Raw genomic sequence first — 21,953 nt, forward strand, 5'->3', positions numbered from 1 at the left:
CCGGTGTGGTGGAATTCATGGCGTTTGTTCCAGACGAATTCCGCCAGCTGATCGGCGATCGTTTCGGCATACGCCTGATCGGCTTCCGTCTGGGGAATCACGACGATCCCGCAGCCGGCCTCCGGGCAGTCGTGACGCAGATAACCGACGTGCCACGAACAGCTTAAGATCCGCGGATCCTGTTCCAGCTGATCCATAAATTGGTTGATGGTACGCACGGGTTCATCCAGCGAAACGCTTTGTTCCCCGCCCAGAATCAACGGCAGCTTGCGGTACACCGGACGGGCGCTCTGCGGATGTTCGATCCGCTCGATCAGCGTGCGGGCGGTGCGCTGCACTGTCGCCGCGATATCGGTGTGCGGTGCTTCCCGGTAAGAGCGGATAAACGTCGTGTTTTCCACATAGTCCCGCGTCAGATTGCCGTGCGGGTCGCAGGCGATCGCGAGCGGCAGATACGGCCCGGTCAGCTTGCGGATTTCCCGCACTAAATGCTGCTCGCCGCTGCCGATTTCCTCCACGAAGCTCGCGCCGTGCAGATGCAGATAGATCCCATCCAGCTCTGGCAAATGTTCGCGGACGGCATTGAGAATCCGCTGTTCGAGATAATCGAAACACCCCTTGCGCATCACGCCGCTGCAGCCGGCATCAGCGCAGAGAACCGGGATCAGTTCGATGTCCGGACGGTCAAAGACATCACCCAGCTGCATGTGCGACAGCGCCTCTTTGCCAAAGCTCAGGGCGGTGTTTTCCAGATCGCAGAACATCGGGACGTGTTCGTTGGCTTCCAGGGTAAATTTAGCCGCGATTATTTTCATGATCTTCACCTCATATCTGGTCGATCGGAAACATCGGCCGCATAATTCGTTTAAACGGAATCGACGCGGTGTCCTGCGGCGTCGCGCCGCCGGTCAGCGACATCACGCACAGCTTGCCCGCAGCCTTGAGTTCCGGGAAGATATAGCCTTGCTTGACGACGATCACATCGTAGTCGTCCAATTGAATGCCGGCGTCGGTAAACTGGTGAATTTCCACCATCGCCTGACGATTGCTGGCAACCAGGATATCGACAGGCAGTCCCTTCACGCTGACCGTGACGCAGTAGCCATAAGCCCGGTTGTGATCGCGGTACATGAAGCCGCGCAGCTCACCCTTTGATTTCACGACGACTTCCAGCGTCACCGGGGCGGAGTATTCGTCATAACCGACACCCAGTTTCAAGTTTGTTTCCGTGCCGTCCGGCAGCTTCGCCAGCGTTTCATAGGCGGCCGGATCGCAGATCGTCGCAAACAGGAAGCGTTTGTTCAACTCCTTTACCGCTAAAACCTGACGCAGAACGAACGTGTTCCAGCCGGTTGCGCCGGAGGTGACGTTATCGCCGGAATCGGTGATGAACACTGGTTTTTCCGCGCAGTCCAGCGCCATTTTCAACGCTTCGTCCGGATGGGCGGTCAATCCTGTATAATGGAATTCATGGCGCTTGTTCCAGACAGTTTCTGCCAGCTGATCGGCGATGGTTTCCGCATAGGCCTGATCGGCGGTGTTCTGAGGTACGACGACAATCCCGCAGCCGGCCACGTCGCAGTCATGCCGGATGTAGCCGACATGCCAGGACACGCTGCGGATCCGCGGATCGTGTTCCAGCTCGTCCATATAGCGGTTGATTGAACGCACCGGTTCATCCGCCGACACGCTCTGTTCGCCCCCCAGGATCAGCGGCAGCTTGCGGTATACGGCGTGGATGTGCTGGCGGTCGTGAAGCAGGTCGCACAGCATCTGCGAAACGATGCGTTTGGATGCTTGGGCATCGGTATGCGGGGATTCGCGGTAGCTGCGCAGAATCGTACAGTTGTCCACATATTCCTGGCACAGGTTGCCGTGCGGATCGCAGACCACAGCGATCGGCAGATACGGGCCGGTTATTTCTCGGATTGTTTTCAGGATGTGATGATCGCCGGAGCCGATCTCCTCGACTTCGCTGGCGCCGTGCAGAAACAGATAAATTCCGTCGATCTCCTGCAGGTGCGCCCGGACCGTGTCCGCAAAACAGCCTTCGATGTAATCAAACGCGTCTTTTGTGACCACGCCGTTGCCGCCGGCGTCGGCGTAGATCGCACCGATCGTTTCAATTCCGGCCGCGGCGTAGATGTCCGCAACGTTCATCTTGCGCAGACAGTCCTCGCCGAAGGCCATATCGTAATGGTTGATCCGGGTTTTAGCCGGGACGTTGGCGTTGGATTCTGTGACGAAGGTTCCCATCAAAACTTTCATAGTGACTTCTCTCCTTATTTATCATGGGTTAATTGGATTTTTTCAATGATGCTTGTTTCTTTTCCTTCTATGGATGGCGATCAGAAACGAACCGGCGCTGATCACCGGGCAATCGTTTCAAAGGATCGTTTGCGGGGATGACGATGCACGATCTTCTTCGTTGGCCAGCTGATAAAGCATATCCATCAGCACATTCGCGCCCGCCGCGCAGTCTTCGATCGGCGTATATTCTTCCTTGCGGTGCGAATAGCCGTTGACCGAGCGGACGAAAATCATCGCGCACGGGCAGACATCCTTGAAATTCTGACTGTCATGGCCCGCGCCGCTCATCAGCCGGAAGACCGGCAGATTCCGCTTTTCCACAATCGTTTCCAGCTGGTGTTTCAGCCGTTCATCGCAATCCATGCCATACAGAATATGCCGCAGTTCGCGCCGGACCTGAATACCCTCGCTTTTCAGGCGGGCTTCCAATATCTCGATTTCCCGCAGGCAGGCTTCAATCTGAGCCTCGTCCAGACTGCGGATGTCCAGCGTGAAGGTGACGTGATCGCAGATGACGTTCGTGGAGCCGGGGAAGGTCTGAATGCAGCCGACCGTTGCGACGGTGTAGGGCTTCTGACGGGCTGATTCCGTGATCTGACGAATCCATTCGGTCATCGCCAGCACGGGATCCTGCCGGTCGTTCATCGGCGTCGCCCCCGCATGACCGCTGCATCCGCTCAGCGTCACTTCATAGAAGCGCAGATACGGAATGCCTTCGGCGATCCCGACCGGACATTGATTCTGTTCCAGAACCTTGCCTTGTTCGATATGCAGTTCCACGCTGGCATAAATCGGATCGATCTGACCCTGACGATACGCTTCCGGGTGATATCCGCAGCGTTCCATCGCCTCCTTCAGCGTGATGCCCGCCGCGTCCTGAACCAGGAAATCTTCAGGCAGCGCCTTTCCGGTGACCGTCTTGCTTCCGATCATCCCGGAATTGAACCGGTTGCCTTCCTCATCGCGGTAGCCGATAATCCACAGCGGCCGTTTCAAGTCTATTTGATTTTCCTTGAACGTCTGCGCCGCTTCCACGCCCGCCAACAGTCCCAGACAGCCGTCGAAAATGCCGGCATTGCGCACGGTGTCGAAGTGGGAGCCGCACAGCACCGGCGCTAACGGGCTGCCGCCGGGATTGTAGACGCCGATGACGTTGCCGACCGGATCCTCATGCACGTCCAGCCCGGCCGCCTTCATTTCGCTGATCAGCCAGTTCTTCGCCTGAGTATCCGCGTCGGTAAAAGTCCAGCGGGTGACGCCGCCCTGCGGATCGACGCCGATCTGGCCTAACTGATGAAGCCGGTTCCATAACCGTTGGGCATTAATTTCCATCTTCTTGTTCTCCTTATATTTGATCGATCGGAAACATCGGCCGCTGAATCCGCTTGAACGGAATCATCGCGGTGTTCTGCGGCGTCGCTCCCGGAGTCAGCGCCATGACGCACAGTCTGCCCTTCGCCTTGCACTCTGGAAAAATATAGCCCTGCTTCACGACGATCACATCGTAATCGTCCCAGTTCACGCCGGCGTTTTCAAACTGATGCTGCTCGCACAGCACCTGCCGGGTGCTGCTGACAATCACGTCGATGTTCTCATCCTGCAGCGATACAACGACACATTCGCCGAACACCGCGTTGACGTCATGCAACGCATAGCCCATCAGCTTGCCTTTGGCTTTGACCGTTCCCCGCAGCGCCACGCTTTCCGAGCAGGCATCATGATTGACGCCCAGCGTAAACTCCGCGGCGGATCCCACCGCCAGGGCGTTAAGCTTCCCAAATGCTCCGGGATCGCAGATTGCCGCAAACAGAAATGATTTTGTCCGCGTCTTCCGCGCCAATACACGGCGTAATACCAACGTGTTCCAGCCGGTCACCCCGGAGGTGACATTATCCCCGGAATCGCTGATAAACACCGGTTTGCCTTCAAAATTGACAGCCATGTCCAGCGCTTCCTCCAAACCGGCAGTCAGGCCGGTGTAGTGGAATTCATGGCGTTTTTGCCAGACGTATTCCGCCAGCTGATCCGCAATCGTTTCCGCATAAGCGCTGTCGCTTTCCGTGGCCGGCACCACGACGATGCCGCAGCCGGCGACGTCGGTATCGTGACGGATATAACCGACATGCCAGGAACAGCTTAAGATCCGCGGATCCTGTTCCAGCTCATCCATATACTGATTGATTGAGCGCACCGGTTCATCTGTCGACACGCTCTGTTCCCCGCCTAAGATCAACGGCAGCTTGCGGTAAAGGGCATGGATATTCTGCCGTTTTTTTAACAGATCGCACAACATCTGCGCGACTCGGCGTTTCGTCGCGTCGGCGTCGGTGTGCGGTGATTCGCGGTAGCTGCGCAGGATCGTGCATTGTTCCACATAGTCCTGGCACAGGTTGCCGTGCGGGTCAGCGGTGACGGCAATCGGCAGATACGGCCCGGTCAGCTCCCGGATTTTTTTCAGCAGCCGGTGTTCGCCGGACCCCATTCCTTCCACCTCACTGGCACCGTGCAGAAACAAATAGATTCCGTCCAGTTCGTGAAGATGCGTTTTTAACGTCTGAAGCATCTGGGATTCAATATAATCGTAAGCCGGCCGCTCGATCACGCCGGTTGATCCGCCGTCGGCATACAGCGCCGGAATGAGCGTGATCTGCGCCTGTTCAAAAACAGACCGGATCTTCATTTTATCGATGCAGGCTTCGCCCCGGGCCAGATCGAAATTTTCCAGCCGGGCCCGCGTTGGAATCTGATCGTTGCATTCGGCATACAACGTGCCGATCATAACTTTCATCGTTTTTCCCTCCTTAAATCTCATCGATTGGAAACATCGGCCGCTGAATCTGCTTGAAGGGAATCGAGGCGGTATCCTGCGGCGTCGCGCCGTCGGTCAGCGACATGATGCACAGCTGGCCCTTCGCTTTGAGATCCGGGAAGATATAGCCCTGTTTGACGACGATTACGTCGTAATCATCCCAATCAATCCCCAGCGCATCAAACTGATGTTTCTCACACATCGTCTGGCGCGTGGACGCCACGCTGATCTCGATCGGCAGACCCTTGACGGACACGACGACGGCATCCCCGTAATGCGCATCGTGATCATGCATCAGATATCCGCGCAGACTGCCCTTGCTTCGCACGATCACATCGAGCGTAACCGGTGCGGAATTCGCGTCGGCGCCAACGCCCAGCGTGATCTGAGTTTCTGTCCCGGACGGCAGCGAATCGAGAAGCTGCCAGGTATCCGGATCGCAGATATTGGAAAACAGGAAGCGCTTGGTCAGCTGCGGAACGGCCAGCACCTGACGTAAGATAAACGTATTCCAGCCGGTCGCGCCGGAGGTGACGTTATCCCCGGAATCGGTGATAAATACCGGCTTGCCTTCAAAGGCCAGCGCCATTTCCAGCGCTTTTTCCGGTTTCGCGGTCAGGCCGGTGTAGTGAAATTCATGCCGGCGGTCCCAGACATAGGCAGCCAGCTGATCCGCAACCGTTTCCGCATAGGCGCTGTCTTTTTCCGTGGCGGGGACGACGACGATGCCGCAGCCGGCGACGTCGCTGTCGTGACGGATGTAGCCGACATGCCAGGAACAGCTCAAAATCCGCGGATCCTGTTCCAGCTCATTCATAAACTGATTGATCGAGCGAACCGGCTCATCCGTCGACACGCTCTGTTCCCCGCCGAGGATTAACGGCAGCTTGCGGTAAATCGCATGAATGTTCTGACGGTGCTTCAACAGATCGCATAACATCTGCGCGACCTGACGTTTGGTTTCATCCGCGTCGGTGTGCGGGGATTCACGGTAGCTGCGCAGTATCGTGCAGTTGTCCACATATTCCTGGCACAGGTTGCCATGCGGATCACAGGCTACGGCGATCGGCAGATACGGGCCGGTCAGCTTGCGGATCGCGGCCAGGATGTGATGATCCCCGGAGCCCAGCCCCTCCACCTCGCTGGCGCCGTGCAGATGCAGATAGATGCCGTCGATCTCATGGAGATGTTCTTTGACCGTGCGGACAAACAGCGATTCGATGTAATCGAAGGTTTCGCGCGTGATCACGCCGGAGGCCCCGGCGCTGGCATACACGGATGGAATCACGTCGATCCCGGCCGCCTGGAATACCTCGCCGACACGCAGCTTGCGGACACAGTCGTCGCCGAAGCCGAGATCGTAGCTGCCGATCTCGTTTTTCCCCGGCACGTTGGCATTGGATTCGGTTGTAAATAAGCCTACCATAACTTTCATCTTAATTTCCTCCTTGGAACACATTGATTTGAACTTACTGGCTTTAAATCTGATCGATCGGGAACATCGGCCGCATGATCCGCTTGAAGGGAATCGAAGCGGTGTCCTGCGGGGTCGCGCCGTCGGTCAGCGACATGACGTAGAATTGGGCCTGCGCTTTGAAATCCGGGAAGATATAGCCTTGCTTCACGACCGTGACGTCGTAATCCGTCCATTCGATCCCAAGGTGGCGCAGCTGCGGATTGACGATGATCGGCTGGCTGGTGTTTGAAATGATAATATCAATCGGCCGGTCTTTGACGCTTACCAGCGTGCAGCTGCCGAAGACTTTGATCAGTTCCTCGCCGACAAAGCGTGCGATTTCACCATGGCTTTTCACGATGACGTCCAGCGGGACGCTTTCTGAAAGCGCGTCGTAGCCCACGCCCAGATCAATCCGGACCGTTTCGCCCGGCTGACAGGTTTTCAGCTGATCCGCGGTCTTCGGATCGCAGATCGGTGCGAACAGGAAGCTTTTTTTCAGTGCTTCCACCGCTAACACCTGACGCAGCACAAACGTGTTCCAGCCGGTTGCGCCGGAGGTCGTATTATCTCCGGAATCGGTGATCACCGCCGGACTTCCCTCAAACGCCAGCGTCATCGCCAGTGCTTCCTCGGGTTTTGCGGTCAGACCGGTGTAATGGAATTCATGGCGGCGGTCCCAGACATACGCCGCCAACTGATCGGCGATCGTTTCCGCATAGGCCTGATCCTCGGTCTGGGCCGGCACCACGACGATGCCGCAGCCCGCGACATCGCAGTCATGGCGGATATAGCCGACATGCCAGGAACAGCTCTGAATCCGCGGATCCTGTTCCAGTTCATCCATATACCGGTTGATTGAGCGCACCGGTTCGTCTGCGGAAACGCTCTGTTCCCCACCCAGAATTAACGGAAGCTTGCGGTACACGGCGTGGATTGCCTGGCGGTGCTTCAGCAGCTCGCATAACAAGCTCGTCACCTTTTCATAGGTTTCTTCCTTATCCGTATGCGGCGACTGCCGATAGCTGCGCAGAATCTGAATCGATTCGACATAGTCCTGTTTCAGATTGCCATGCGGATCACAGGCCACCGCGATCGGAACATAAGGGCCGACCAGCTTGCGGACTTCCTGGAGAATGTGATGATCGCCGGATCCGCCTTCCAGCTCTGCGACCTCGCTCGCGCCATGAAGCATGAAATAAATTCCGTCGATCTCATGGAGATGTTCCCGCACTGCCTTCAGAAAGCAGCTTTCAATATAAGCGAACGCGCGCGGACTGACGACGCCCGCCGCTCCGGCATTGGCGTAAATCGAAGGAATCAGCTCGATCCCGTGCTTCTCAAAAACCGGACGGATCTGCATCTTCTGGATACATTCCTCGCCGAAGGCGATGTCATAATCCGTGATTTCACACTGATGGGGAATGTTGGCGTTGGATTCCGTAACAAACTGGCCGATCAAGACTTTCATAAGGAATTCCTCTCTTTCCGTATCCTGCAAGCTGAACTGTAATTTTATGGACAATCACCATGAAAAACAAAAAAACCAATCTGCAGAACAAAAGCCCTGCAAATTGGTTTTGCTTGTTTTGTAAAACAATAACAATCCAACTTCGTTTTTATTGTAAGCGATTTCGCCAGACGTGTCAATCTTATTTCGGACGGGATTCGACGGGATTTCCCTTTCTTTTCAGCAAGGAAAAAAGGAAGGGGATCAGCGTCCTTCTTCCCCCGGAAATACCGATTGTGAAGGCGCGTTGGCTGGACAATAGCGGTCAAGCCAGCACTGGATCTCCGCGAGCCGGCGCAGACGGTGCAGCGGCTTGCCGCTGCGGCTCAGCTCATGATGTTCACCCTTGAAGCACACCATCCGGGTCGGTACGCCGCGATCGCTTAAAGCGGTAAACATCTGCAAGCCCTCGCTGATCGAGCAGCGATGATCGTCTTCCGAATGCAGAAACAGCGTCGGCGTCTTGACCTGTCCGGCATAGCGCAGTGGCGAATGACGCCACAGCCTGGCCTGATCCTGTTCATTCAATGGATCTGCGCTTAGCTGATCGCGCACGAAATAATAGCCGAAGTCGCTGAGACCGTAGATCGTCATAAAATTGGCGATCGAGCGCTGACTGATGGCGCAGGCAAAGCGATGTGTATGGCCGATCATCCAGTTGACCATAAACCCGCCGTAGCTGCCCCCGCTCACCGCGATTCGTTTTGGATCGATTGCCGGATAGGCCTGAATGGCTTCGTCGAGAAAATCCATCAAATTTTGATAATCCTCGCAGCCATACCGCCCGCGGATATCCGCAAATGCGTCTCCGCGGCCGACGGAGCCGACCGGATTGCAGAAAAGAACGAAATATCCCTTGCCTGCCAGCATCTGCATTTCATGGTGGAAAACTTCGCCATAAGCGGTATTGGGGCCGCCGTGGATTTCCAATACCGCCGGATATCGTTGGCTTGGATCATAATGCCATGGCGTCAGAACCCAGCCGTCGATCTGCCTTCCGCCAGAATGAAATGACAGATACCGCGGCTGGATGACATCGCGATCGGCCAGCGCGTCCGCGTTCCAGTCCGTCAGCGAAGTCAGCTTGCCTTGCGGCAGTTGTGCCTGTTCGATTTCCTGAAGTCGATGGGCCCGCTGACCGATAAACCGCACGGTTTGTCCTGTCACGTCAAAATCGTCAATAGAACCGTTGAAATCCAGCACTTGTCTGAGATTTCCTTTCAGATCAAGCTGGAATAAAGGCGTCGTCCAGCCTTGAGTCATTGTAAAGTATAGCGAAGTCCCGTCCGTTTTTACCGCGCTGCCGCTGCTTAACCGGCAGTCGGTAACGATCGAGCTGCCCAGCGGATCATCCAGCTTTGCCAACAGCGTCACAGCACCGGTATCCGGATTCAGCGCGTAGAAGTTCAGCGATTCATTCTTGCCATACCGCAGTCCGTCGGTCGCGGCGAACACGATCGTTCCGCTGACAAAACGCGGCTCTTTGATCCGCCGGTAAACCCCTTCTTCAATCAATGTCGTCACACTTCCCGTTTGGGTGTCGAAGCAATACAAGCCTTCGCGTTGAGAGGCTTTCCGTTCGTAGGTCATTCCGGTAAACAAAGCTTTCCCCAACTCAGGGCAGGCGGAAACGCTGCCGCAGTTCATCCGCGGATCGGTCAGCGGGAATAATTCTGTGGTTAATGTGTCGTAAACAAACAACCGCATCCGTTTTCCCTGAATAATGCCGCGGCCATCCGCGCACCACGGCAGTTCTTCCAGCACGGTATAGTCAGCATTTTCCCGCTGTGTTTTTTGCCAGACCTCAGCCTGTTCCGGATCCAAGGCATAAGCATCGGCGGTTTCCAGCTGAATTTCCGCTTTGATCAGCAGCTGGGTTTTCGTCAGTCGCTGCACATCCGCCGTCTTCAGCGGCAGCGTGAACGTTTCTTTCCATTCCTCCGCAGAACATGAGAATGTGGAAAACCGGGTTGGGACAGAATCCGGCTGGACTGGGGCATCCGTGGATTTCACCCCGCTTAACAACAGCGTATCCGCATCGAGAAACAACAGGACACCTGGCTTATCCAGCTCGCAGACCGTCCGCCATTCTCCGCTTTTCTGCATTTTTAATGTATAGCGATAGCGATTCGCTTCCTTATCCATCCGTCCGACAACACAGACATATACCGGATGATCCACATTGTGATTTCCGGTCAGCTCCGATAAAAAGCAGTAACGTTCAAGATCTTCCATTAAAACAGGTTCCATTCCGATCACGTTCCTTCCTGCTTTTACTTTAACGTCTCTCAATATTGAAGAAAAGCCCCTGCGGTCAGATCGAATGAAATTCTCACCGTCATTCCCCTTCACTCTCTCAATTTGATTCAATTTTCTACGATACAAAAAAATCACAAACAAAAAAGACTGTTTCCAGTCTTCAGCGTTTATGATCCGAGTATTGATACCTCAGGCGCTTTCTTTTCAACGTTTTTTTCATGTTTTGATCAACGAAAATTCAATAAACGTCCGCATGGCTTCCACATCTTCCTGTTCGTCATATACCAGCAGCACTTCATAATAAACATTTTGATTTTCGTCATCAAGGATCAGCGAAGGCAGATCCTTAATCATGAAATCATAATTTAAAAGCGTTCTTTCGTGGCCCTCACAGGACGATGGAAATAATCTAAAAACACAAAATTCTCACCAAATTATGCTTATTTGAGCATATTGATTTCTTTTTCCAATTCCCGGACTCCAGCGATTACTGTCTCAAACTTAGGAACATCTCCGAAAAGCATATCTTTCATAGCCTCGTAGTCTGCCTTCAAAGCTGCAAAACGATACTCCGCTGGTATAAGCTTTAGCGTCCCTGGCACAGCTTCTGGATACTTTGCCCAAGCCCGTGGATAAAACTTCATTTTGAAGTTCACAACTTTCTTCAGAAGATCAAGCTGTGAAAAGGCAGATTCCTTTACTGGGGAATCAGCCATTCGGTATACGTCATAATAATGTCGGGAATAGCGCTGAGGCATTTCCAAATGTTCCGGCCTGTTCGCCTCATGATGTAAGATTGTAGCCTTTTCCCAAAATGTCCGTTCTGGAGCTACAGTCAAAATGGAGGTGCTTTTCTGGCGAAAAATATCAGGATAATACTTCGCGGCATAGGGTGTTATCTCGGCTGTCATCGCTGGCGTCCATGCCGCCAAGGCTCCAATTTCCAAACGAATCACCTGCAGGATTCCGGTATTGGTAAACAGTTTCGGATAAGAAAAAATGACTGTCTGCTTTTCTTTTTCGTCCATTTTAATGTTTACTTCACAGCCAAGCTCTTGTGACAAATCCTTCCTGATTGCCGGGCAGAAAATTTCAGTCAAAAAAATCTCTGCCCTGATGTTAGCCTCTTTGTTAAATGCATCCTGCTTTGTGTTTGAACGCTGTTCCCAAGGCTCGTCTTTGCCATATCCTAATAACCGCCAGTCCAGGATCAGATCAATATCTTCCGAAAACCGGCTGATCAGATTGAAGGCTTTTGAAAGGCTGGTCCCCCCCTTAAACGTTATGAAATCCATCCAAGGAGACCGATGAAATAAATAATCGAGTGTAAAGCAAACCCAGAAGTCCTTTTCCACAACGGTATCATTCAGCCCCATTTTATGAGCTGTGTTTCTGAAGAGTATCCGTTTATCATTGTCCGAAAATCTAGCAACATTTATCACTTTTTCAGTCCCTCTCCGCAATCTTCCGAATTGTATTATAAACCCAATCCGTGGACTCTGCCGCCTCTGTTAACATAACCGCTTTGTCCTCTTTACTCAACCGAAAACGAAGTATCTGGATCGTTTTCTCTGTAACGTTTGCTTTCCCCAATGTTTTCAATGCCTGAATTACAAGGATCGTCATATAGGAAAGTCCCGTAATCTCTTTGTTTGTTCGATGCTTAAATTCCAGCTTTGTGGAATCCCATTCATAGGTCTTATAAGGACCATCGCTGATATAGGACCAAACCGCTGTTACCTGTGTAGAAAGTCCCAACAAATTCAGAGCTGTATTCCCGCACGGGGCAATGCTCCAGTGATAATTCCGAGCCAGCGCTTTGGCTACGACTTCCGGATCTGCCGCTACATATTCCTTCAGCATTTCGCTGTATTCTGGCTTTTCATAAACTCCCTTTAGAACTCGTCGGATTAAGCCTGCCTGTGTCAAACGATTTAAATTTCGTCTTACCGTTTCTGTATCTGCAATATCGGCAAAATCTGCGCCGATGAAAACAGTTCCTTCGGCAGCATCCCGAATCCTTTCTTGAATCTTTCTGGAATAACTATTTGCCAAGTTAATTCCTCCTTTTGTCCCGAATATTATACAATATTCAGGACATTATTCCAATAGTATCTTTAAGTTATATTCATAGTATTAACTTGGAATAATCTATTCATGAAATAAGACATCACCTGACAAAAAGGTAAAATATCTACGCTATTTATTATTTGATTTTATAATCAACGCAGCTTGCTGCTCTTATCTTGCTTTCTGCTCAGGGTTCTTTGTTCCCTATCCTTAAATAATGCACTTTCCTAATAGAAAGAAAAGCAGAACACTTTTCGTGATTCCGCCTCTTTTTAAAGTCTTCATAATCTGCTGAGCGGTTTTTAAGCAGGAAAGATAGATTCCTACCCTCGGCCGCTCTCGCGCGCCAGCGCTTCCGCCACCGACGTCACGACCCACCGCGCTTTTTGTCTGACCTCCGGCTCCGCCTGCGCCATGCAGTAACTCGTGTCCACAACGTCAAACATTCCGACGTCATTTTCCGAATCGCCGATCACAATCACCTCGCGCAGCGGTACGCCGATCCGCTCCGCAAGAATGCCCAGCGCGGCGGCTTTGGAACAATCCGGCCGGACCAGATCCAGATTATCAAAATCCGAGCTGACGATCTCCACGGTTCCCGCCAGCTTTTCCCGCAAGGCCCGTTTGACGCCGTCGCGCTGATCCGGACGGATAATGATCCCCAGATTCAAAATCTCCGCGTTCGGATCGACCGTCGTTTCTGCCAACGTCACCGAATCCAGCAGGGAACGGCGCAGCCGGTGCGGATGTCCATACGGATAATGCCGGCAGTCGCTGCTGATCCATTGCCCCTGGCAATTCATTTTCACCGTGGCGTCAACATGATGCCGCGCCAGCCAGCCGGCTACGTCCAGAAAAACCGCGGCCTTCAGAGTGCGCGTCATCCGTGTTCCATCACTGAAGATCAACTCAGCCCCGTTGCCGCCCAGATAATCGACCGCAAAGCCCAGATCCGCCGACACTTTCGGATAGGCCTGATGAATCCGTGCAGTCGCTACCGCAAACACATTGCCCGCCGCCCGCCAGCGCTGGATCGCCGCCCGGTTTTCCGCGCCGCTGTCGGTGACGTTGGGCGGATACAATGTCCCATCCAGATCCGATACAAACAGTTTCATGGTTTTTCCCTTTTCCTTCCCACATTCATTCTCTCTCTTGCCTCAACGATGATCGTTGATCCGGATTAAACCGACAATTCCGCTTTTTCTTTTTTCCCTCGGATGTAAGGATGGGTAGCATAAGCGTAAATCAACTGCGCCGTCATCAGACACCAGATCACCGGTTCGCAGAAAATCACCGCGAGATACTGAAACCGCGGAATGAACACGAATGCGAATACGATCTTTCCCAACAGCTCGATTACACTCGACACCAGCGGAATCATTTTGGCGCCTAATCCCTGCAGCGCGTACCGGGTTTCCAACAAGACGCCCAGAACGGCATAGAACGGTCCGACCACCCGCAGATACAAGGCTCCGTTGTTCAGCACGACAGCCTCCTGCGAGCCGGAAATCAGCTGAACCAGAGCCGGCGCGAACAACAACAGAATCACGGTTACCCCTGCGGCCATCGCGATATCATACAGCACAGCGCACCGCATCGCCTTGAGAATCCGCGTCCGCTGATCCGCGCCCCGGTTCTGTGAAACAAACGTCGAAATCGCCATCGCCATGGCGGAGAACGGCATGTTGAAGAACATGAACAGCTTGCGCGCCGCGGTATGGCCCGCAATCACCAGCGTTCCCAGATTGTTGATGCCATACTGCAGCACGACGGAACCCGCCGCAACGATGCTGCCCATAAAGCCCATCGACAAGCCCTGACCTAACATCTCCGCGTAAATCCCCCGCTCGATTTTAAAGTGCCGGCGCTGCGGAATTAACACCGGCGCTTTCTTCAAAATATAAATCAGACACAAGACGACGGAAATTCCCTGCGCGATGACGGTCGCGACCGCCGCCCCGCCGACGCCCATGTTCAGCTGCGTGATGAAAAACAGATCCAGCCCGATATTCAGGCATGACGATAAAACTAAGAAGACCAGCGGCATGAAGCTGTTGCCGATTGCCCGAAGCAGACCCGCGCACAAATTATACGCGAACATGACCAGCGTGAACCGCGTGATCACCGAAATGTAGCTGAACGCCTCGGCGATGATCTCCGGCGGCGTGTCCAGCATTTTCAACAACGGCATTAAAATCACTTCCGCACCTACTGTCAGCACCAGCGAAGTCAAAAGGCCGATCACAATCGAAGCCGCCACCGATTTTTTAAGCAGCTCCGTATCGTTGGCGCCGTAGCTGCGCGCCGTCACGATCGCCAGACCATTGCCGATGCCTAACGCAAAACCGATCAACAAATCATAAATCGCGGCGCAGGAACCGATTGCCGCCAGTGACAAATCACCCAGCGCATGGCCGACGATCATCGTATCGACGGTGTTGTATAACTGCTGAAACACATTGGAGAAAAACAGCGGTATCGCAAAGAAAAGCAAGCTTTGAAAGATCGGCCCGTGAATCAGATCGACCTTGAATTGAAGACGTCGCGTCATGGAAAATTCCCCCTTATCCCATCGACATTGTAGCGGAAACCAGCACTAACGTAAACAGGGAAAAAACCGTGGAAAAGAAAACGCAGCGGCTGGTATAGCTGGTGTTGCCATTATACTTGCGGCAGAAGATCGTGGCCGTGGAGGCGACCGGCGTCGCGTTGACCAGCACGGCGGCAATCAGCTGCGGCGTGCTTAAATGCAGCGCCACACCAACGATCCAGGTCAAGAACGGCGCGATGATCAGCCGGAACAGACTGATCTGCACAATATCCTTCGATAATCCCATACTTGTCGATTCTCTGTCCAGCAGCGTCGATCCAACTAACAACAGCGCCAGCGGACTCATGCATCCGGACAAGGAACTGAACACCGCGTCCAGCCCGCCCGGCAGCGGAATCCGCGCCAGGTTGAACAGAAATCCCAGGATCATCGCAATCGTGATCGGATTGAAAAAGAATTTCTTCATCACGGACAGCGCGCCTGCCGGCTTCCACTCCGTATTGAAATATTTCTCCCCGGAGCAAAACGACAGAATCCGCGTTGGAATCATAAAGATGTTCGCATACACGACACCCATGCTTCCGCACAGCCCTTCGATCAAAGGCAGACCGATCAGCGAACCGTTGGATATCAGCATCGAATACTGCGCGATCCGCTTCTTTTCTAGCGGCATCGACTTAGGCAAAAGCCGCGACATTCCCAACACGAGCACGACGACGATCACGCCCGCCAGCACCAACAGGAGGCTTTCTTTTAACACCGCGACGGAAACGCTGCGGTAAAAGGACAGGAAGATATTGACCGGCATGATCAGATTCAGAATCAACGTCGACAGAAACGCATCGATCGGACCGTCGGTCACTCCCCTTTTCTTCAAAAGCAGACCAAGCCCGAAAAAGATCAGAATCTGCATTTCCACATTCAACAAAACAGACAAATCAAACATCGGTTTTCCCCCTTGCATTTAGAAAAGGCATCCGGATCGGACAGCTGCGGCGCAGGCCGGCGGTTGCCGCGAAGGATGCCTTAAAATTAAGCCTAAAGATCCTGATGCTCAGCGATAAACTGCTTGTACCAGAAATAACTTTTCTTCGGCGTGCGCTTGCGCTGCGGATCGTCATAGTCCACGCGCACCAGACCATAGCGCTTCTTGTAGCCGTTGATCCAGCTGTAAAGATCCATCGTCGACCAGACGTAATAGCCCTTCAGATTCACGCCGTCCTGCTTCGCCTTCAGAATATAATGAAGATAATTGCGGAGGAACTCAATCCGCTCGTCATCTTCAACATAGCCGTTTTCATCCGCGAAGTCGTAACAGCCGTGGCCGTTTTCCGTAACGTAGATCGGGATATCGCCATAGCGGCGCTTGCGCTCCATCAGCGTGTTGTAGGCGCACTGCGGGAAGATCTCGCGGCCCCAGTGATTCAGCTTGGTGTTAGGATCGCGGTCGCTTTCAAACCAGCCGGCAATCGCCCGGGTCTCCCGCGCGGCACTCGCCGAGCCGTCGTTGTTTCCGGCGTTGTTGACGGTGAAAGCGGTGATGCCGGAGGTGTTCGGCTTTACCAGCATCCGGCTGTAAATGTTCTGGCCTAAGAAATCAATCGTGTTGTGCTTCATGATTTCCAGATCCTCTTCCTTCACAAACGACAGGTCGATGCCCTTCGCTTTGACAGCGGCGATCAACTCCGGATCGTAAGCGCCCTTGATCGCCGGATCGAGAATCCAGTCGTTGCAGAAATAGTTGCAATATTTGACGGCATCGCGGTACTCCGGCGTATCCTGAAGCGCGGTCGCCGGGCCGCAGCCCTGCACCACGCCGATCTGCGCCTTGAGATTCAACTTGCGGAACTCACGGATTGCCTTGGCCGTGCAGACTGCCATGTTGTAAGCACACTGGCAATAGTGCTGCAGATTGGTTTCATTCGGCGGATAGTTGCCGACGCAGTAATCGCAGTAAGCATTGTGGTTCGGTTCATTGATCGTTACATACAGCGGAATCCGGTCGCCGAAGTGCTTGAATACCACGGAACAGTAAAACGCGAATTCATCGGCCACGCCGGGATAACACCAGCCGCCCTGATCGCCGATATAGTCCGGCAGATCATAATGGATCAGCGTGACGTTGGGCACGATGCCGTATTTTTCACACGCGTCCAGCACACGGTCATAGAAGGCCAGACCCGCCGGATTGACGACATGGTCGTTTTTCGGCAAAATTCGTGACCAGCTGATCGAAAAACGGAAGGTGTTCTGACCGCCCTCGGCCATCATCCGGAGATCCTCCTCGACATGATGATAGAAATCACAGGACACGTCGCCGGTGATCCCGGTCGTATTCTTTTCGCTGTGGCAGAACTGATCCCAGATGCTCGGCCCCTTGCCGTCCGCGTCCCAGGCGCCTTCGCATTGATAGGCTGCCGTCGCGGAGCCCCAGAGAAATTTTTCAGCCATTGATCAGTCCTCGGTATGTTCACGGATGAACTCGCGGTACCAGTGATAGCTCTTCTTCGGAATCCGCTTCAGACCGTTGGCGTAATCGACATAAATCAAGCCGTAGCGCTTTTCGTAGCCATTGATCCAGGAGTAGCAGTCGGTCGTCGACCAGGCATAGTAGCCCTTGACGTTGCAGCCTTCATTTTCTGCCTTGATCAGCCATTCAAGATACGACTTCAGAAATTCGATCCGCTCATCGTCGTTGACCTCGCCGTTGGCATCCGGCTGTTCGTAGAGGGCATGTCCGTTTTCCGTGATGTAAACCGGAATATCGCCGTAATCCTTTTTAATTCCCATCAGCATATCGTACACCGTCTTGGGATAAATCTCGCGGCTCCAGGCATTTTTCGGCGTGTTCGGATCGACGTCGGTCTGAAACCAGCCCTTGACGGTATAGCCTTCGATCGTCTTGACCCCGGCTCCGACATTATTCGGATAATAGTTGGTTTCCCCGGATTCGTACGGTTTGACCAGCGCGCGGGTGTAGCAGTTCTGACCGAGGAAATCGATCGTGTTGTGCTTGATAATCTCGAGATCTTCTTCCTTGACAAACGACAGGTCGATGCCGCTTTCCTCTAACAGCGGGAACAGATCATCCGGGAATTTTCCCAGGATCGCCGGATCGGTAACCCACTTGTTTTTAAACAGATCTCCGCGCCGCTGCGCCACGCGGTATTCCGGCGTGTCCTTGAGGATCTGGACGGTGTTGGTCGTGTGCACGATGCCGACCTGCGACGTCAGATTCAGCTTACGGAACTCGCGGATCGCCTTGGCGTTGGCGACGACCAGATTGTAACAAACCTGAACCAGCGTCTGCACGTTGTGGATATTCGGCGGATAGTTGCCGGTCAGATAAGAACAATACGCGTTGTGCGTCGATTCGTTGATCGTCACATATAATGGGATTTCATTGCCGAACTGCTCAAAGACGACCTTGCAGTATTTTGCGAATTCATCCGGGAAAATCGGATTGGCATACCCGCCCAGATCTTCCAGCCAGGCCGGGATATCGTAGTGCAGCAGCGTGACGTTCGGCGTGATGCCGTTTTCCCGGCATTCCTTCAAAACGTCCTTGTAGAAGGCGACGCCTTCCGGATTGACCTGGCCGCTTTGATCCGGCAGAATCCGCGTCCAGGCGATCGAGAAGCGCAGCGTGTTGTGGCCGCCTTCCTTCAACAGCCGGATGTCCTCTTTGTAGCGGTGGTAAAAGTCCGCCGCGACATCGCCGGTGAAGCCTTTGACGTTCTTCGGTCCATGGCAGAACTGATCCCAGTTGCTTTCCCCTTTGCCGCCTTCGTTCCAGCCGCCTTCACATTGATAAGCCGCGCTGGCTGTGCCCCATAAAAAATCCTTTTTGACTTTACCGTTCATCGGTACCTCCTTCCAGTCTTTGCCGACTGATTTCTTTCTGATCTCCATTATAGAGATTTCTTATCTTTTTTTAAGCGCCTGAGCGACGCTTGGATAAAATTCTCAAAACTTCGTTTTCTTCGCTTTGCGGCTTTGATAAATTGTTTTCACACCCGGGCTTCAGCAGCCGGTTAAGCGCCGTCAAAAGCACCGCCGCCAGCAGCGCGTAGACGATCAGATAGCTGTAGGACGCCGGATAGCTTTGGGTGGCGGTAAACAGCGCGCTGAACAACATCGTGCCTAAAAACGGGCTGAACAGGGTATAGGTTCCCTGGACGCTGAAATTGCTCGGGTAGTATTTCTTACCGAAGGTTGTCAGAATATAGGCCGAGGAAATCGTCGGCACCGCGCCGAAGCTGAGTCCGACGAAAATAAAGCTCACCGCCAGCAGCGTTGTGCTGCCCAGCGTAAAGGCGCAGTACAAGATCGTAACGGCGGTCAGAAACAGCGTCGTGGCGATACCCATGGCCGTCCTGCGGCCGATTTTATCGTAGATAATCCCGTAGAACACACGCGAGAGCGAATTGAACAGCGAGATGATCATTGACAGCGTCGCTGCCATCGTCGCGCTGATCCCAAACGACACTCCGCAGCTGACCGCGGTTCCGGTCAGTGAGCTGCATCCGGCCAGCACCAGCACGCTCCAGAGGAAGTAAACGTAAAAGCGCGCACTTTTCATCATCTGACCCGTGGAGACCTGGCCTTCCTCTTCGGTTTCCAGCGTCCCGGCCTGCTTCACGACCCCGCGCGGCCGGACGATAACCGCCGTCAGCAGCGACAGTCCGAACGCAATCCCCGCCAATAAGGTCATCGCCGTACGCCAGCCCGTGCTTTCGATGATCAGCGAGGTCGGCACATTGAACACAAACGCGGTCAGACCCGCGCCCATGACCAGAATCCCGCTGGCCAGACCCGGCTTGTCGTTAAACCACGTCATGACGCTTGTCAATAACGCCTTGTAGGCAAACCCCGCGCCCAGGCTGAACATCACGCTGTAACAAACATAAATCATCATCACGTTCTCCGCCCGGCTGGTCAGAAACAAACCGGCCAGAATCATCAGGCTGGCCGTGATCATGCTTGCCCGGAAGCGGACGCGGTAGTAGATAAAACCGCTCAGCACGCCGCCGGCGCAGAAACAGATCTGGCAGACTGAGAACACGTTGGCAACGCTGGCCGCCGACACGTTCAGTTCAGCGCTGACCGCCCCGGCAAAGACCGTCCAGTTATACATCAAGCCGAACACGCACATCGCCAGCGAGCCCAGACCCAAATAGAAATATCGCTTCATCGTTTTCCCTTTCTTTCCGCTATCCGATCCACTGGATAAAACCGAGGATCAGCGGCGGCATCACCGCGACGACATACGCCGCACGCAGCACCTGGATCAGCGCAATCTGCGAGAGATCCGCGCCCAGATCGGCGGCGATCAGCGACATGTCCGTCGCGCCGCCGGGAGCGGAAGCGAACATCGCCGATTTCAGATCCAGCAGCTTTGTCCGCTTGCATATTCCGCTGTAAAGACCGTTGACCGTCCAGTAGCTGAGCAAAAGCAGGCCGACCGGCACCAGCGTCGACGACAGGCTGCTAAAGGTCGCAGCCGTGATGCTCACGCCGACTAACGACCCGGCCAGAAGCTGCGCGATATTTTTGATCGCCAGCGGCACGGCGCAGACCGAAGTCGTGCAGTTGAGCGCCGCAACAGCGATCATCGGAAACACCATCGACGCCGCCGGCAGACCGCTCGCATTGCCCAGATAGCCTAACCCGATGCTGAGCAGCAGCGTGAAGACAATCCGCGAGGACCGTGTTGAAATCAGCCGGTCCAGCGGCGTGTGCGCCGCATCCAGCGGTTTTTCTTCCGTCACCGGTGCGGTCTTCGGTTCATGCCGGGTCACGAATTGAATCCAGTACGGGAAAAACAACAACACGCCGACTAACCGGGCTGTCTGCATCATCGCGACGGTGCCGACATCCGCGTCCATCTCCATGGCGATCAGCGAGATATCCGTAACCCCGCCGGCCACGCAGGAAAGCAAGGCCGTGATCCAGTCCCAGCCGCACAGCTTCTGGATCGCGATCCCGACGACAAACGTATTCACCGTCAGCATGACCGCCAATAACAGAAACGGAACGATCAGACCGCGCATCCGCGCCACATCTTTACGCCCGATCTGCATGCCGATAAAGGCTCCGGAAATCGCCTGGGCGAAGACCTTCACCGCCATCGGCAAGGCGGCGTAATCGAATAAAATATTCGTCAGGCCCACGGCGAGCATACTGCCCAACATCGCAGGCGCCGGCAGTTTCCACCGCGCTGCCAGCTGCCAGCCGGCGACGCCTGCCAACAGCGTTAAAACCCAATTCAAACACTCGTCCCCCTTTGTCTTCTCTCCCGTTTTATTCCATCAGTTAAATCTCGTCGAGCGGATAGATCGGACGGATGACCTTCTTGTATGTCAGCCGCTCCGTGCGCTGCATGCACGCGCCGTCGGTCAGGGACATGACATAATGCGACGCCATCGCTTTCAGTTCCGGATAGAGATAGCCCTGCTTGACGATGATCAGATCATAGGCGTCCAGATCGACGTTGGCCTGTTCATACTGGGCCCGCTCCGCAAATGAGACGGAATAGCTTTGAATCACAACCGTGACCGGCTTCTCATCCAGCTTGATCGTCCAGCAGACGCCGACCACCTTCGGATCATGATAATGATTGTGCAGATCGCCGGTCGAAATCACCGTTCCGCTTAAATGAACCTTGGCCGACAGTGCGTCGATTTCCGGACCGACGTCAAATTCCACATGATCACCAGCCTGTTTGCCAGCCAGCGTGCTTTCACACAGCTTCTTGTCGGTAATCCCGGCGATCAGAATCTGCTTGCCGTGATAGTCGGTTTCCGCCAGCACCTGACGCAGCACAACCGTGTTGCCGCCCGGCGCTCCGGCCGTGACGTTATCGCCGGAATCGGTTAAGAAGCACGGCTTTCCCGGATGCTTGAGCATCGCTTCCCACGCTGCCTCCGGCTCATCCGCGTACCCAGTAAAATGGAATTCCTTGTGCCGCGCCCAGACGAAATCATAG

The 21,953-nt window shown here is 54.1% G+C and carries 18 protein-coding genes; all 18 read right to left on the bottom strand.

Annotation, left to right across the window (positions count from 1 at the left end):
• Positions 1 to 815 (bottom strand): M81 family metallopeptidase (locus HOLDEFILI_RS03210; protein WP_006057974.1); only part of this gene is annotated, 815 nt, incomplete at its 3' end.
• Between the two features lie 10 nt (positions 816 to 825).
• Positions 826 to 2,268 carry a M81 family metallopeptidase gene (locus HOLDEFILI_RS03215; RefSeq protein ID WP_006057975.1) on the bottom strand — a complete coding sequence of 481 codons (1,443 nt, stop codon included), beginning with the start codon at positions 2,266 to 2,268 and terminating at the stop codon, positions 826 to 828.
• Between the two features lie 117 nt (positions 2,269 to 2,385).
• Positions 2,386 to 3,642, bottom strand: coding sequence for a Zn-dependent hydrolase (locus HOLDEFILI_RS03220; RefSeq protein WP_006057976.1), 1,257 nt, complete (start codon positions 3,640 to 3,642; stop codon positions 2,386 to 2,388).
• Positions 3,643 to 3,655: 13 nt separating this feature from the next.
• Positions 3,656 to 5,098, bottom strand: a complete 1,443-nt coding sequence (locus HOLDEFILI_RS03225) for a M81 family metallopeptidase (protein WP_156788834.1) — start codon at positions 5,096 to 5,098, stop codon at positions 3,656 to 3,658.
• Between the two features lie 13 nt (positions 5,099 to 5,111).
• Positions 5,112 to 6,554 (bottom strand): M81 family metallopeptidase, encoded by a 1,443-nt coding sequence (locus HOLDEFILI_RS03230; RefSeq protein WP_039863802.1) that lies wholly within the window; start codon positions 6,552 to 6,554, stop codon positions 5,112 to 5,114.
• 43 nt (positions 6,555 to 6,597) lie between these two features.
• Positions 6,598 to 8,046: a M81 family metallopeptidase gene (locus HOLDEFILI_RS03235; RefSeq protein WP_039863803.1), complete on the bottom strand. Its 1,449-nt coding sequence runs from the start codon at positions 8,044 to 8,046 to the stop codon at positions 6,598 to 6,600.
• Between the two features lie 243 nt (positions 8,047 to 8,289).
• The gene (locus tag HOLDEFILI_RS03240; RefSeq protein ID WP_050766913.1) at positions 8,290 to 10,335 is read right to left on the bottom strand and encodes a S9 family peptidase; all 2,046 of its coding nucleotides are present in this window, start codon (positions 10,333 to 10,335) and stop codon (positions 8,290 to 8,292) included.
• Between the two features lie 225 nt (positions 10,336 to 10,560).
• On the bottom strand, positions 10,561 to 10,698 hold the full coding sequence (locus HOLDEFILI_RS19135; RefSeq protein ID WP_006057982.1) for a hypothetical protein: 138 nt from the start codon (positions 10,696 to 10,698) through the stop codon (positions 10,561 to 10,563).
• An 86-nt stretch (positions 10,699 to 10,784) separates the two neighbouring features.
• Positions 10,785 to 11,786 (bottom strand): nucleotidyl transferase AbiEii/AbiGii toxin family protein, encoded by a 1,002-nt coding sequence (locus tag HOLDEFILI_RS03245; protein ID WP_039863805.1) that lies wholly within the window; start codon positions 11,784 to 11,786, stop codon positions 10,785 to 10,787.
• A gap of 4 nt (positions 11,787 to 11,790) precedes the next feature.
• Positions 11,791 to 12,399, bottom strand: coding sequence for a DUF6088 family protein (locus HOLDEFILI_RS03250; RefSeq protein WP_006057984.1), 609 nt, complete (start codon positions 12,397 to 12,399; stop codon positions 11,791 to 11,793).
• 338 nt (positions 12,400 to 12,737) lie between these two features.
• A complete protein-coding gene (locus tag HOLDEFILI_RS03255; protein WP_006057985.1) occupies positions 12,738 to 13,529 on the bottom strand; it encodes an HAD hydrolase family protein in 792 nt (263 codons plus the stop codon).
• 65 nt (positions 13,530 to 13,594) lie between these two features.
• Positions 13,595 to 14,965 (bottom strand): MATE family efflux transporter, encoded by a 1,371-nt coding sequence (locus tag HOLDEFILI_RS03260; RefSeq protein ID WP_006057986.1) that lies wholly within the window; start codon positions 14,963 to 14,965, stop codon positions 13,595 to 13,597.
• A gap of 13 nt (positions 14,966 to 14,978) precedes the next feature.
• Complete coding sequence (locus HOLDEFILI_RS03265) at positions 14,979 to 15,911, bottom strand: AEC family transporter (RefSeq protein ID WP_039863807.1); 933 nt, start codon at positions 15,909 to 15,911, stop codon at positions 14,979 to 14,981.
• A gap of 92 nt (positions 15,912 to 16,003) precedes the next feature.
• The gene (locus tag HOLDEFILI_RS03270; protein WP_006057988.1) at positions 16,004 to 17,416 is read right to left on the bottom strand and encodes a glycoside hydrolase family 1 protein; all 1,413 of its coding nucleotides are present in this window, start codon (positions 17,414 to 17,416) and stop codon (positions 16,004 to 16,006) included.
• Between the two features lie 3 nt (positions 17,417 to 17,419).
• On the bottom strand, positions 17,420 to 18,829 hold the full coding sequence (locus HOLDEFILI_RS03275; protein WP_039863809.1) for a glycoside hydrolase family 1 protein: 1,410 nt from the start codon (positions 18,827 to 18,829) through the stop codon (positions 17,420 to 17,422).
• A gap of 70 nt (positions 18,830 to 18,899) precedes the next feature.
• Complete coding sequence (locus HOLDEFILI_RS03280; RefSeq protein ID WP_006057990.1) at positions 18,900 to 20,159, bottom strand: MFS transporter; 1,260 nt, start codon at positions 20,157 to 20,159, stop codon at positions 18,900 to 18,902.
• Positions 20,160 to 20,178: 19 nt separating this feature from the next.
• Positions 20,179 to 21,237 (bottom strand): AbrB family transcriptional regulator, encoded by a 1,059-nt coding sequence (locus tag HOLDEFILI_RS03285; RefSeq protein WP_006057991.1) that lies wholly within the window; start codon positions 21,235 to 21,237, stop codon positions 20,179 to 20,181.
• Positions 21,238 to 21,280: 43 nt separating this feature from the next.
• On the bottom strand, positions 21,281 to 21,953 hold a 673-nt coding region (locus HOLDEFILI_RS03290), incomplete at its 5' end, for an MlrC C-terminal domain-containing protein (RefSeq protein ID WP_006057992.1).

The organism is Holdemania filiformis DSM 12042 (assembly GCF_000157995.1).
Lineage (GTDB): Bacteria > Bacillota_I > Bacilli_A > Erysipelotrichales > Erysipelotrichaceae > Holdemania > Holdemania filiformis.

Excerpts from the sequence above, each read along its gene's own strand:
- HOLDEFILI_RS03270 (WP_006057988.1), bottom strand. The coding sequence starts at position 17,416 with ATGGCTGAAAAATTTCTCTGGGGCTCCGCGACGGCAGCCTATCAATGC.
- HOLDEFILI_RS03280 (WP_006057990.1), bottom strand. The coding sequence starts at position 20,159 with ATGAAGCGATATTTCTATTTGGGTCTGGGCTCGCTGGCGATGTGCGTG.
- HOLDEFILI_RS03235 (WP_039863803.1), bottom strand. The coding sequence starts at position 8,046 with ATGAAAGTCTTGATCGGCCAGTTTGTTACGGAATCCAACGCCAACATT.
- HOLDEFILI_RS03275 (WP_039863809.1), bottom strand. The coding sequence starts at position 18,829 with ATGAACGGTAAAGTCAAAAAGGATTTTTTATGGGGCACAGCCAGCGCG.
- HOLDEFILI_RS03230 (WP_039863802.1), bottom strand. The coding sequence starts at position 6,554 with ATGAAAGTTATGGTAGGCTTATTTACAACCGAATCCAATGCCAACGTG.
- HOLDEFILI_RS03220 (WP_006057976.1), bottom strand. The coding sequence starts at position 3,642 with ATGGAAATTAATGCCCAACGGTTATGGAACCGGCTTCATCAGTTAGGC.
- HOLDEFILI_RS03240 (WP_050766913.1), bottom strand. The coding sequence starts at position 10,335 with ATGGAACCTGTTTTAATGGAAGATCTTGAACGTTACTGCTTTTTATCG.
- HOLDEFILI_RS03260 (WP_006057986.1), bottom strand. The coding sequence starts at position 14,965 with ATGACGCGACGTCTTCAATTCAAGGTCGATCTGATTCACGGGCCGATC.
- HOLDEFILI_RS03265 (WP_039863807.1), bottom strand. The coding sequence starts at position 15,911 with ATGTTTGATTTGTCTGTTTTGTTGAATGTGGAAATGCAGATTCTGATC.
- HOLDEFILI_RS03225 (WP_156788834.1), bottom strand. The coding sequence starts at position 5,098 with ATGAAAGTTATGATCGGCACGTTGTATGCCGAATGCAACGATCAGATT.
- HOLDEFILI_RS19135 (WP_006057982.1), bottom strand. The coding sequence starts at position 10,698 with ATGATTAAGGATCTGCCTTCGCTGATCCTTGATGACGAAAATCAAAAT.
- HOLDEFILI_RS03255 (WP_006057985.1), bottom strand. The coding sequence starts at position 13,529 with ATGAAACTGTTTGTATCGGATCTGGATGGGACATTGTATCCGCCCAAC.
- HOLDEFILI_RS03215 (WP_006057975.1), bottom strand. The coding sequence starts at position 2,268 with ATGAAAGTTTTGATGGGAACCTTCGTCACAGAATCCAACGCCAACGTC.